The following is a 12,453-nucleotide window of genomic DNA, read 5'->3' as shown; positions in this document are numbered from 1 at the left end:
CTCAGCGACGACCAGCCCGGCGACAGAGCCCATGGGGTGAGACGGGCCAGTGGGGCGGCTGGGCCTGTTGCTGCAAACGTTTCCCGTGCCGCACGTTTCCCGTGCCGCCGCACAGTCAGGCGTGCCGAGATGGTCACCGGAAGAGGACTTCTTCGGGACGGCGGTGTGTAACCGCCTCGGGGTAGCTGTCCAGCGCCCGGACCAGAACTGCATCGACATCGCCGTTGCTCGTCCGGTCCGCAAGAGCCAGAACGTGCTTCGCCACATCGATGCCCGGTATCAAGATGATCGGGTACTCGTCATCGACGATCTCCATCTGTGCTTGTCTGCTGAACCACCCCGTCGTCACGTACACGCCTACCCATCCGCGGCGGAGCCGGGCGACGACGCGGGCCACCTGGTCGGGGCTGACCGACGATTCGTGTTGTACACATTTCGCCTGTCCGAGGACGACGAGGGGCGTGCTGGTACCGGGCGACCCGACGTCGAGGCGGCCCACGAAGTCCAGGCCGCCGTCGCCACCTGCTCGCGACAGCCAACCCTCGCGGTATGTGCCCCCTTGTCCGCCAATGGCCTCCGCCGCGATCTGTGATGCGAGCATCTCGAAGGCGTGCTTTCGCTTGTCGAAGAACTTGTAAACCGTCTGGAGCAGATCGGCCCCCGGCGTGCGCGGCTCCGGGAGTTGTTGTTCGCGGCTGCGGATGCGGGACGTCTGCACCCGCCTACGGACCCGAGGGAGGGACGGCGAGCCGTCGGCCACCCATCTGCGCCAGCTGGTGGGGGCGTGCTCGAGGGCCTGATCAGCTGTCAGTTCCGGGTTTCGTCGGTCATCGATCCAGCGAAGATCGAGTGTCTCCCCGGAGTCGGCAAGGCTGAGCACTGCCAGGTCCAGCGCGATATTGGGGAAGCCGGTCTGCGTGGCCGGGTCCCGCTGGACGACGTTCTCGAGTCGATCGATGACGGCAACGCCACAGAACTCGATGTGGCCCTTGACCAGCGTGCGCCCATCGCGCCTCACCGTCACGGACCGAAAAAGGAGCAGGGGAGGAGCCAGTCGGCGCATTGCGGGGTCCGGGGAGGCGTGGAACGACAGCGCCTCGAATAGTGCCTTGTTTCCCGGGGTGGTCCCCGGAAGGCCCGGCGAACTGGGCTTGTGGTCGCCAAAGTAGCGGACGTACCCGTGGTCCAGATCGAACTCGTCGTGCCAAGGATTGGTGTCGTGTCCGGCCTTCCACGGGCTGGAACGTATTCCGATGACGGATCGTCTGCGGGCGTCCGGTGCGTCAGTCGGAGCCGGAGCATTGATGCCTGCGTCCAGCATGAGCCGTGGCATGCCACCTCCTGGCGGCGAGGTGAGCCAGTGATAGTTCGTGTAGCCGTCGAGCGTCGGCGAGGCGGCGTCGCCGTCGTTGCTGTAGCGGAGAACCTGATGCATGCGGATCCGACGGGGCGACACGTCGCCATCCTGCATGTCACGGGCCTGTCTGCAGGGCGGGACCGAGCCGAAGGGCCCCATTTCAGTTACGCACTCGCGCTCGCCAGACCGGGTCAAGGTTGCTGCTTGGGCTGCTGACGTCCGGCGATCTCTTCGAGTGCCCCGGTGAAGCTGTCGTTCCACACGCCCAGGTGGCCAGCGCTCGGCGACATGCGCCGTCGCCTCCTTGACCGACAGTTCCTTCGGCGCACCGGCCTGCAGCGTCGTCATGGTCGTCCAGAGCGTCGGCGAGCACAGTCGAGGTCGGCTGGAGAGAGCGGAGGCTGATGGTCAACGCCCGGTTGGGTTCCGACTCGTCTCCGTATCGGTGGATGATGCCGGCCAAGCCGCCCGCGGCGTCCGGGGTTGGGAAGGATGGGAAGCGCATCCGCCTCGGCTACAGCCAGCTTCCGGATGCGAGCCAGTTCCGGGTGAAAGCGGTTCTTCGCGTTGCCCTCGAGGTTGAGCGGGAGGTCGAGCCGCCTAATCAGCCGGTCTTCCAGCTCCCACGGCCTCTCTCGTGCGACAATGCTGACACGTGCGTGGTCGGACATTTATGTCGTCAGCTGCTCTTCGCCGTCCACGAACGTGCGGCGATTGCCCGAGCCGACCCGCCTCAGCTGGATGCCGAGCTCTGTGGCGAGCAGGCAGCCGAGTGTCTTTCGCAGCGTGGAACCCTCGGCATCTCCTGAGTAATGCGTTCCGATGCGCTGACGCAGTTGGCCCCGGCTTGGAGGGCGTCCATTCGCGGGCGGCCAGCTAGGGCTGATTCCCGTGTAGAGCAGGACGAAGTCGTCGACTCGATGGCACCCAGTGACGTCTATGGGCGCCGGTAGGCGGTCGAACCACCAGCCGTAGACGCCAGGCACCGCAGGAATGGGCGACGGAGCCTGCCCCGGTTTCCCGGACACCTGATCTGAGGCGAGGATCGCCTCGGGAGAGGAGTCCTGGACGCCTGCAGCCAAGCCACCGGAGTTCCGTCGCAGAGCGGTGGAGCTGGCTCGCCGGCGGGAGAAGTCGATCGCTGAGATCGCCCACGACCTGGGGATCGCCGAGTCGTGCCTGCGACGGTGGCTGAAGCAGGACGACATCGACACCGGCCGCGCCGAAGGGCTGTCCACCGATGGGCGGGCCGAGTTGGTGCGGCTGGGCCGGGAGAACCGGGTGCAGGCGATGGAGATCGAAATCCTCAAGCGGGCGAGTGCCTACTTTGCCCGGGAGGCCTTCCCTGGCCCAAAATGATCTACCGACTGGTCCAAGAGCTCGCCGATGACCCCGACCTGCTGGTCGATGTCGCGGTGGCCTGCCGGGTGCTGCGGGTCTCGCGGTCGGGCTACTACGAATGGCGAAACCGGCCACCGAGCGCCCGCCAGGTCTCCGACGAGCAGCTGAGCACGACGATCGCCGAGGTCCACAGCGCCTCGCGGGGGACCTACGGTGCGCCACGGGTGCACGCCGAGCTGCGTCTGGGGCTCGGGGTGGCCTGCGGTCGAAAGCGGGTGGCTCGGCTGATGCGCGCCGGCGGGCTGGCCGGCGTCTGCCACCGGCGCAAACACCGCCGAGCGGGTCCGGCGCCGGCCGTGCACGAGGACTTGGTGCAGCGTCGCTTCGTCGCCGATGCCCCGGACCGGCTGTGGGTCACCGACATCACCGAGCACCCCACCGCCGAGGGCAAGGTGTACTGCGCTGCGGTCCTCGACGTGTTCAGCCGCGTCGTGGTCGGCTGGTCGATCGCTGACCACATGCGGTGCGAGCGGGTCGTCGACGCCCTCGAGATGGCCCGATGGCGGCGACGTCCCGACCCCGGTGCCGTGGTCCACAGCGACCGCGGCAGCCAGTACACGTCCTGGATTTTCGGCCACCGGCTGCGCGCCGCCGGCCTGCTGGGCTCGATGGGCCGGGTCGCCTCCAGCGTGGACAACGGCATGATCGAATCGTTCTGGTCGACCATGCAGCGCGAACTCCTGGACCGACAGACCTGGACCAGCAGGGCCGACCTCGGCTCGGCGATCTTCGAGTGGATCGAAGCCTTCTACAACCCCCGCTGGCGGCACTCCGCCCTCGACTACCGCAGCCCCATCGAGTTCGAGCACCTTCACATCGCCGCCCAGACGGCGGCATGATCACCACACCCGACGTGTCCGGAGAACCGGGTCAGGCTCCTTGGCGTGTAGGCGGGTGGTTCGCGTTTCGTAGGAGACCTTGACCTCCGCGCCGAGCTCGACGAGGCGGTCGAGCGCCCGTTGGTCGGTAGCGCCCATGTAGGTGGTCGTGATGACGCGCAGCCGGCCGCCACGCTCGCGCAGTTCGAGCAGCGCCTTCTCGAGGACGCGCAACCCTTGCCACTTGATGAAGGCGCAGAGCAGATCAACGTCGTCGGCTGACGCCAGCTCACGGATGACCTCGTAGCCGATGCGGGGCTGACCCCGGCCGTTTACCAGGAGGGCGCTAGTGGAGAGCGGAACAGCAGGCCGCTCGGGGAACGTGACAGCGCCCGGGACGCCGGAGGGCGTCGCGACGGCCAGGAGGGTCCGCGCGGGGCCTGCGACGACGTCACTCTCGTCGGCGATCGCTGGCGCCAGGGTGCCGATGGCCTGGACGATCTGATTGGTCAGCTCGACCTGGCGGCTGATCGCCGCTGTGTCACCGCCGCCGGCAGCTCGAAGCGCGCGGCTCGCGAGCTGGGCGATGTGGCGGGTCAACGCCTCGTGGGCGTCCGCGGGGTCCAGGGCGCCGAGCTGAAGCAGGTCCCCGGGCGTCGTCGCGAGGTCACCTCTCAGGCCTTCGGTAACGACGTGCTCATATAGCCCGCTGCGCAGATCTCCCACGGGCGGAACGTATCCGGGAGTATCCGCTCCCTCCGGCGTCTCGGAGTTGGGCGCGTCGCGTCCGGACACGTCATCCAGTGGTGAGAGGCAGTCCAGGCCGCGGTGGCCGGACACGGTCCCCTGCTGTTGGCTTTGGGGCGGGCGTGCCCGCCGAGGTGGCTGATCCAGCGTGTGCACTCGAAACGGTGATGCCGCCGGGTGGTTGGCGGGAACTGTCGTTTGGAAGTGGCAGGGTCCCGTTGGGCCTCGGCAGGGTGGCCGAGTTTAACGGGGAGTTTTTGAACCAATGACGTCTACGACCCTCTTCCGCGTTCCGCCGTCGGATGACGTGGTCGCGAACGTCGCAGAGCGCGTCGCAGTGCTCCGCCCCCGGCCGCGCGAGCAGCGCTGGGCCAGCTTGTCCGCGTGCGTGTTGGACGCGGTCTGGAGCATCGGCGCTCGATACGACGGCGTGGTCGCGCCGCTGGTGCGGCGAGTCCTCGAGGACCGGGCTACTGGCGCCCTGCTGACGTCGAGCGTGCCGGAGGAGGACGCCTACCCCCTGGATCGGTTCCTCGACCGATTCCCGGATGAGCACGCGCTACTCGCTGTCGCCAGGAACCGTCAGCGGACTTCCACTCGGGGCGGAGTCACCAAGGCGCAGGCGGTGCTCGGCTACACCCGTGTGCTGCTGGACCACGGGATCCGTGACCTCGACGGTGCGAACCGCGCACTGGCGACGCCGCCGCTGCTCGCATCCATCGAGAACGGGATGCGTCGCGTCCGTGGTGAAGGGCGGTACGGCATCCGCCGGGGCTACTTCTGGATGCTTTGCGGGGACGACGCTCGCATCAAGCCAGACCGGATGGTCCTGAGGTGGCTGGCTCCTCATGGCGTCCGTGACCCGGAGGTCGCACAGCAGCTACTGATCGACGTCGCGGCCTTCCTAAGCCACAACGGTACCTGCCCGGTTACGCCGTGGGAGGTCGACCACGCCATCTGGTTGGCGGCTCGGGGGGAGTAGCCGGCATGACGATGACCGACCGGTCCCGCTCGCGACCACGAAAGGCGACCCGCCGTATCTCCGTACTAATCGCAGTCACGATGTTGGGCGCGGGTTACCTGTCGCAGGGCTTGAGCGGTCTGGTGTTTGCCGCCGGCCTGCTCGTGTGTCTCACCGGCGCGCTCGGCATCCTGGTCGGCCGCGTCCGCTGGATGCGCCTTCGGAGCCGAAAGAGTGCTGTGGTGGTGACGGCTGCTGGCATGATCACCATGCTCGTTGGTGGTGCCGTGGCCGGACCCACCCCTCTTCATGGTTCGTCCGATGCGATCGACGTCCCTGCATCCGTCGTTCCTCCGTCTGGCGAGGCGGATGACGACCCGCCCGCAGGTGTCGTCGAGCAACCTGAGAGAGCGGGCGTTGATGCGTCGACGGGTCTTCTGGGCGATACCGCCGCCAACGACGCGATCACGTCGGCGCCTGCTTCGTCGGCACTTGCCGCACTGGGTTCTCTCGAGGTGAAGGGAAGAGCGCCGAGCACCGGCTACGACCGCGACCTCTTCGGCGAGCCGTGGGCGGACATCGACCGCAACGGCTGCGATACCCGCAACGACATCCTCGCCAGAGACCTCGACGCGGAGACGTATAAGCCTGGTACCCGTGACTGCCTGGTGCTGACCGGGACGCTGGCCGAGCCGTACTCGGGGCGAACGATCCACTTCCAGCGCGGGTCGGAAACGAGCGAGGCCGTTCAGATCGATCACGTCGTGGCGCTGTCTGACGCGTGGCAGAAGGGCGCTCAGAGCTGGGACGCCTCGCGACTAACCTCCTTCGCCAACGACCCCCTAAACCTTCTCGCTGTGGACGGTCCGCTGAATATGCAGAAGAGCGACGGTGACGCTGCCACCTGGCTGCCTCCTAACCGCGCGTATCGCTGCGCGTACGTCGCTCGTCAGGTGGCGGTGAAGACCAGTTACGGGCTCTGGGTGACGAGAGCGGAGAGAAACGCCATCGCGACGGTCCTCGACAAGTGCCCTGACGAGCCGCTGCCGTCTGGTGGGCTGGGCGACCGCGACCGGACGGCGAACTCCAACGCTGGCGCGACGGCGCCCTCGCCAAGCTCACGCTCCACGGCCTCCCCGACGTCCACTCCGCCCCCGGCGGAAGGCGTCCACTACCAGAACTGCGCTGCCGTTCGTGCAGCTGGTGCCGCCCCGATCCATCCTGGCGAGCCCGGCTGGCAGCCCAAGTTCGACGGCAACCAGGACGGCGTCGGATGCGAATGACGTCATCAAGCACCCCCTGGTTCGGTCACCGCAGCGGCCGGCTGGCTGGCACGGGCGCGGAGTCAGCGACCTCTGTTGCCCTAGGGGCGGGCGACGTACCGGGCTGCGTGACTCTGAGGTGGGGGGCGCTTACGATCCGCTCGAGTCCGTAGCAAGCAGGGGTGTTGGGCTTCGGCGCCGAGCGATCTGCTCGCATCTGCACGCACCGGGATTCCCCCACAACGGTCAGATTCGTATCAGAGAACGGAGAAGCACGTGGGAATCAGCCTTACAAAGGGCGGCAACATCTCACTCACCAAAGAGGCCCCAGGGCTGACATCCGTAACGGTTGGGTTGGGTTGGGATGCCCGCACGACGGATGGTCAGCCATTCGACCTGGATGCTTCTGGGATCGGTTGCACGGCGGAAGGGAAAGCGGTTTCTGACGAGCACTTTGTGTTCTTCAACAATCTCCGTTCGCCGGACGGGACGATCGAACACTCCGGCGACAACCTGACCGGTGAGGGTGCCGGCGACGACGAGCAGATCAAGGTCAATCTCGCGGGTGCACCTGCGGATCTGCACCGGATCGTGTTTCCCGTGTCGATCTACGACGCTGACACGAGGGGGCAGAGCTTCGGTCAGGTGCGGAATGCCTACATCCGGGTGGTGAATCAGGCGGACAACAGTGAGCTCGCCCGTTATGACCTTTCCGAAGATGCCTCAACCGAAACCGCCATGGTCTTTGGTGAGCTCTATCGCAACGGGGCCGAGTGGAAGTTCCGTGCCGTCGGCCAGGGCTATTCCTCCGGTCTGGCCGGGATCGCCCGCGACTTCGGCATCAACCTCTGATCCGGACCTCCACCGCGCAGGCTTGGGCTCCTCCCCAACACGAGTCCCAGGCGTCGCGTTGTTGCTAGGGATCCGTCCTAGCTGCGTGCTAGACAAGGCGGCCGCTCCGTAGCGCTGCGGTTGCTAGACGTCACGGGGCTCCAGGCGGCGGTCGTGCACGGAACCAAGCTCCAGTGCGCGGTCGTCACGTCACCAGAAAGGGAAATGCACATGAGTGTCAGCCTCTCCAAGGGCGGCAACGTCTCGCTCACGAAGGAGGCACCAGGACTGACTGCTGTCCTGGTCGGGCTGGGCTGGGACGCGCGGACGACATCAGGGGCCAGTTTCGACCTCGACGCCTCGGCGCTGCTCGTCGACGTCACTGGCAAGGTGCTCTCCGACGAACACTTCGTCTTCTTCAACAACCTGACCTCTCCGGACGGTTCCGTCGAGCACACCGGCGACAATCTGACCGGCGAGGGTGACGGCGATGACGAGTCCATCAAGGTCGACCTCGCGCGCGTACCGAGCAGCGTAGACAAGATCGTCTTCACGGTGTCGATCTATGAGGCGGAGAGCCGGAGGCAGTCCTTCGGCCAGGTCCGCAACGCCTACATTCGCGTCATGAACCAGGCCGACGGGGTTGAGATCACACGCTACGACCTGTCCGAAGATGCCTCTACGGAGACGGCCATGATCTTCGGTGAGGTCTACCGGCATGGGGGTGACTGGAAGTTCCGGGCGGTCGGCCAGGGCTACCAGTCGGGGTTGGCCGGTATCGCCCGCGACTTCGGCGTCAGCGTCGGCTGACTCGCGAGTTGCCTGCCCTCCACAGTTACGCGGTGGAGGGCAGGCGCCGGCAGGCGACCGAGGACGCTCACGCGTGCTGACCTTGTTCTCACGCGTGAGCGACTGCGGGGCATTGGTTCTCGCCGCTCTCCGGTCACCTGAGTTCTCGGGACCGGAACTCGGGAAGGCCTAGCTGAGGCGGGCGGCGACTAGTTGCATCTGCAGTCGCCCATAATCAATCCAACGGCGTCGGAATCGCTGGCGCTCGAACGCGAGAGGCAGTTCACGTGGGAATCGACTACACCAAGCGGTCGCCGGCTCCTGGCAGCGCGCAGCCGGGGAATGGCGGTGTGTCGTTGTCCAAAGTTACGTTGACGAAGGCATCGCCGTCCGTCTCTCTGACCAAGCAGGGCGTCGTCGGCGGCATGCTGCGGGTAAATCTGAACTGGAACGCCCGACCGTCGGGCGGTGGAGGCCTGTTCCGGCGCCCCACGGGCATCGACCTCGACCTGGGCTGTCTGTACGAGTTCACGGACGGCAACAAGGGAGTCGTCCAGGCTCTCGGGAACGCCTTCAGCGCAGCGGCCCCGGGTGTCAGCAAGCCCACCATTTGGCTCGATGGCGACGACCGTTCGGGTTCGAACACGGCGGGCGAGAACCTCTTCGTGAACCTCGACCACGCCGCCTTTATCCAGCGGGTGCTCATCTTCGCCTACATCTACGAGGGCGTGCCCAATTGGGCCGCCGCTGACGGCGTCGTGACGTTGTTCCCGGCGGCCGGTCCTGAGATCGAGGTGCGTCTGGACGAGGCTCGGGCGGGGGCGCCTATGTGCGCAATCGCTCTCCTCACCCCGAATAATGGGGACCTGTCGGTCCGCCGAGAGATTCGTTACATCGACGGCAATCAGGCTCAACTGGATCAGGCATACGGCTGGGGGATGCGCTGGTCGAGGGGCACCAAGTAGCGGACCGGGTCACATGCCCGACCGCTTGCGCATAGTGCGCATCAACCTAAGTCGAAAAGAATGGGGAGCACCGTGAGCGTGAGCCTGAGCAAGGGACAGAAGGTCTCGCTGGCCAAGCGGGATGGTGGAACACTGACGCGGGTCCGCATGGGCCTTGGATGGGATGCCGTCAAGAAGCAGGGCTTTTTCGGCGGACTCAAGAGCCAGTCGATCGACCTGGACGCATCCGCGCTGCTCTTCGATGCGCGGGGCAACCTTGTCGACCAGGTGTGGTTCCGACAGTTGAAGAGCAAAGATGGCTCGATCCAGCACACCGGTGACAATCTCACTGGCCGGGGCGATGGCGACGACGAGTCGATCCGCGTCGATCTCACGGCTTTGCCGCAGTCAGTCACCAGCATCGTGTTCACCGTCAATTCCTTCACCGGCCAGGACTTCTCGCAGATCGAGAACGCCTTCTGCCGGTTGATCGACGAAACGAACGGCGCCGAGATCGCGCGATACGACCTCAGCGGCTCCGGCCGCCACAACGCGCAGATCATGGCCAAGGTCAGCCGAAACGGGGCTGCATGGGACATGACGGCCCTCGGCATCCCTGCGACTGGGCGGACCTTCAAGGACCTGCTCCCGGCACTGGCCGCGGCGCTCTAGCTCTTCCCCACGACATCGCGACCGTCCTCGAGGAGGAACAACCATGTCCGAACTGGACCTCAGCTCCACCACGGCCCCGCCCGCCGCGACCTCGGCAACCACCGGTACCGGGGCGCTGGTGCTCGCCCCGCCACAGCCTGTCGTAGTGGTGGCCCCGGAGCAGGCGGCCGAGGCGGTTGCTCTCGAGGACGCGAAGACCGTCGAGCTCCGCAGCAAGGCCAACGCCTTCGTCGCCGAGCTGGTGTCACTGGACACCAAGTCACCGGCCTTCACGCAAAAGGTTGGATCGATCACCTCCCTGGGTGAGCGTGAGATGCGGTCGTCGGCCGCCGTCTCCAACCGGATGCTGGAGCGTCCAGCCGCGGCTGTGGGGAAGGGAAAGAGCGGTGATGCGCAGACCCGGGTGGCCAACACTCTGATCGATCTGCGACACACCGTGACCGAGCTCGACCCCAAGCGCTCGGACCTCACTGGCGTGAAGAAGATCCTCAAGTGGCTGCCCGGTGGCGACAAGATCGACCGCTACTTCGACAAGTACAAGTCGGCCCAGTCGCACCTCAACGCCATCATCAAGGCGCTCGACTCCGGTCAGGACGAGCTGCGCAAGGACAACGCGGCCATCGAGACCGAGAAGGCCAACATGTGGACGCTGATGGGCAAGCTGCGGGAGTACAACGAGCTCGCCACTGCCCTCGACTCGGCGCTGGAGGAGAAGATTGCTGAGCTCGAGGCGGCTGGCCGTGCCGAGGACGCCAACGTGGTCCGATCCGACGCGCTGTTCCCGGTGCGTCAGCGGCGGCAGGACATCCAGACGCAGATGGCCGTTGCCGTCCAGGGCTACATGGCCCTCGATCTCATCCGACGGAACAACATCGAGTTGATCCGCGGTGTCGACCGCGCACAGACCACGACGATCGCGGCGCTGCGGACCGCCGTCATCGTCTCCCAGGCATTGAGCCGGCAGAAGCTGGTACTCGATCAGATCACGGCGCTGAACACGGTGACCTCAAACCTCATCGAGTCCACCTCGGAACAGCTGCGGATCCAGGGCGCGGCGATCAACCAGCAGGCCGCGTCCTCGACGGTGGACGTCGCGAAACTTCAGGCTGCCTTCGACAACGTGTTCGCGACGATGGACGCCCTGGACACGTTCCGGGCGCAGGCCGTCGACTCGATGGCGCAGACCGTCCAAGCACTGGAGGGTCAGATCGAACGGGCGCAGCCCTACCTGGAGCGCACTCGTCGTAACGAGCTCGCCGGTAGCTGAGACTGCCAGGATCCGCCGACGACTGCAGCTCGGCGGATCCTGGCGTGAGGAGGGGTAAACGATGGCGTGGTTCCGCAGGGGAGAGGTCTCCACCTTGGTCCCAGCGGACCTGGCGGAGGATCCGGCCGACAGCCCCGAGGCGCTGAGCTCAGCAATCGCGTCGGTCAATCGGCTGGTCAATGCCGCTGCGGGCCGACTTCCGCTGTCTGCCGTAGTTGCTGCGCGCCGGGTCACTGACGTGCTCGCGGAGATCGTCGACACGTCAGAGGTGCGTCCGCTCGACGTCTACGCGGTGATCTCCGTGCGCAGCACGGTGACCGATTACCTCCCTACGACGGTGAAAAGCTTCCTCGCGGTGGACGCAGCGTTGGTCGATGCTCCGCGCCCATCGGGCCGCACGCCGGCCCAATCCCTCATGGAGCAGCTGGACGCGCTGGAGTCTTCAGCCTTGGCCGTGCTCGAGGCCACCCAGCAGCAGGACGTGGACGCACTCATGACGCAGGGCAGCTTCCTGCGCAGCAAGTTCTCCGGATCGGACCTGGACCTCTAGTGGTGAAACCCTCATGGCGGTGATGAGCCGCGGTGCCAACGTCGCACTGACCCGCGAGATCCCCGGGCTCTCGCAGATCGTCGTCGGCGTCTCGTGGAATGCGGGCGTGGAACGCGTGCTCGAGGACAACCTTGTCTTCGGCACCGTTCTGTGCGATACCGCCAGCAAGGCGCCGTCCGCCGAGCACTTTGTCTTCTTCAATCAGCTGACCTCGCCGGATTTATCTGTCAGCCAACTGGAGACGGCGCTTGCGGGAGACAAGGAGCAGGTCGAGATCGACCTGCTCGACGTCCCGTCGGAGATCGCCCGCATCGTGTTCGTCGTCTATCTCAACGATGGGACCGCGCAGCGGCGAACGCTTGGACAGCTGCGAGAGATGGCTGTCTGCGTCAGGGAGGCATCGAGCAACCGGGAGCTGGTCCGTTCGGAGAACCTGACGACTGCGCTCGCTGGCGAGACTGCGTTGGTGCTGGGCGAGATCTACAGGCACGGCGGGGACTGGAAATTCAAGGTGGTTGGCGAGGGGTACGCCAGCGGCATCACAGGCATCGCGTCGGACTACGGGCTGCCACTGTGATGACCCGGTTCCCTCATTACGGGCCGCCTCGACGCGACCTGCCGTGGCTCCGGCATCGGACCCTGCGCAGCCCGGGGTCGACCACGGCGGCCGCTTCAGCCGGTTCGGCGGTCGCGGACTTCTTCGCCGGCCGAGTCGCACGCCCCGAACGGACGAGAAGGGCCCCACTGTCGTCGCCGACGATCGAACCACGCTCCCTCACGTCGCTGGATCTGTCGTCCGCGCATGCCTCACCGCCCACGCCCCCTGATCCTCTCGACCTCTCTTCACCATCGGG

The 12,453-nt window shown here is 66.3% G+C and carries 12 protein-coding genes and 1 pseudogene; 10 read left to right on the top strand and 3 right to left on the bottom strand.

Translation table 11 applies throughout. The annotated features are described in order from the left end of the window. Positions 1 to 133: 133 nt before the first annotated feature. Positions 134 to 1,705: a restriction endonuclease gene (locus tag ACI799_RS02405; RefSeq protein WP_456612340.1), complete on the bottom strand. Its 1,572-nt coding sequence runs from the start codon at positions 1,703 to 1,705 to the stop codon at positions 134 to 136. Next, positions 1,702 to 2,343 (bottom strand): annotated as a pseudogene (locus tag ACI799_RS02400) (GIY-YIG nuclease family protein). Before ACI799_RS02400 ends, ACI799_RS02405 begins: the two are co-directional and overlap by 4 nt. 58 nt (positions 2,344 to 2,401) lie before the next feature. On the opposite strand from ACI799_RS02400, the gene ACI799_RS02395 reads away from it, so the two are divergent. Then, positions 2,402 to 3,597 (top strand): IS3 family transposase gene (locus ACI799_RS02395; protein ID WP_456612443.1). Its coding sequence is split into 2 segments (ribosomal slippage): positions 2,402 to 2,674 and positions 2,677 to 3,597, totalling 1,194 coding nucleotides; the frame shifts between segments, so codons are not numbered across the junction. Here ACI799_RS02395 and ACI799_RS02390 read toward each other — a convergent pair. Next, positions 3,598 to 4,302: a hypothetical protein gene (locus ACI799_RS02390; protein WP_456612339.1), complete on the bottom strand. Its 705-nt coding sequence runs from the start codon at positions 4,300 to 4,302 to the stop codon at positions 3,598 to 3,600. A 286-nt stretch (positions 4,303 to 4,588) separates the two neighbouring features. Between ACI799_RS02390 and ACI799_RS02385 the strand changes: the two genes are divergently transcribed. The 9 genes from ACI799_RS02385 to ACI799_RS02345 all read left to right on the top strand — a co-directional run bounded on the left by ACI799_RS02385 (position 4,589) and on the right by ACI799_RS02345 (position 12,176). Beyond that, complete coding sequence (locus tag ACI799_RS02385; protein WP_456612338.1) at positions 4,589 to 5,305, top strand: hypothetical protein; 717 nt, start codon at positions 4,589 to 4,591, stop codon at positions 5,303 to 5,305. A 5-nt stretch (positions 5,306 to 5,310) separates the two neighbouring features. Further along, the gene (locus ACI799_RS02380; protein ID WP_456612337.1) at positions 5,311 to 6,567 is read left to right on the top strand and encodes a GmrSD restriction endonuclease domain-containing protein; all 1,257 of its coding nucleotides are present in this window, start codon (positions 5,311 to 5,313) and stop codon (positions 6,565 to 6,567) included. 255 nt (positions 6,568 to 6,822) lie between these two features. After that, positions 6,823 to 7,398 carry a TerD family protein gene (locus tag ACI799_RS02375; RefSeq protein ID WP_456612336.1) on the top strand — a complete coding sequence of 192 codons (576 nt, stop codon included), beginning with the start codon at positions 6,823 to 6,825 and terminating at the stop codon, positions 7,396 to 7,398. A 210-nt stretch (positions 7,399 to 7,608) separates the two neighbouring features. Next, a complete protein-coding gene (locus tag ACI799_RS02370) occupies positions 7,609 to 8,187 on the top strand; it encodes a TerD family protein (RefSeq protein ID WP_456612335.1) in 579 nt (192 codons plus the stop codon). A gap of 266 nt (positions 8,188 to 8,453) precedes the next feature. Then, positions 8,454 to 9,131: a TerD family protein gene (locus ACI799_RS02365; protein ID WP_456612334.1), complete on the top strand. Its 678-nt coding sequence runs from the start codon at positions 8,454 to 8,456 to the stop codon at positions 9,129 to 9,131. Between the two features lie 78 nt (positions 9,132 to 9,209). Next, on the top strand, positions 9,210 to 9,782 hold the full coding sequence (locus ACI799_RS02360; protein ID WP_456612333.1) for a TerD family protein: 573 nt from the start codon (positions 9,210 to 9,212) through the stop codon (positions 9,780 to 9,782). Positions 9,783 to 9,825: 43 nt separating this feature from the next. Next, positions 9,826 to 11,049, top strand: a complete 1,224-nt coding sequence (locus tag ACI799_RS02355) for a toxic anion resistance protein (protein ID WP_456612332.1) — start codon at positions 9,826 to 9,828, stop codon at positions 11,047 to 11,049. A 61-nt stretch (positions 11,050 to 11,110) separates the two neighbouring features. Beyond that, positions 11,111 to 11,599: a hypothetical protein gene (locus tag ACI799_RS02350; protein ID WP_456612331.1), complete on the top strand. Its 489-nt coding sequence runs from the start codon at positions 11,111 to 11,113 to the stop codon at positions 11,597 to 11,599. Positions 11,600 to 11,612: 13 nt separating this feature from the next. Beyond that, positions 11,613 to 12,176 carry a TerD family protein gene (locus ACI799_RS02345; protein WP_456612330.1) on the top strand — a complete coding sequence of 188 codons (564 nt, stop codon included), beginning with the start codon at positions 11,613 to 11,615 and terminating at the stop codon, positions 12,174 to 12,176. Positions 12,177 to 12,453 lie beyond the last annotated feature (277 nt).

It is taken from the genome of Blastococcus sp. SYSU DS0753, from assembly GCF_054051175.1.
The sequence above is the reverse complement of the archived record's forward strand: the minus strand, read 5'-3'. Positions and strand labels throughout refer to the sequence as shown.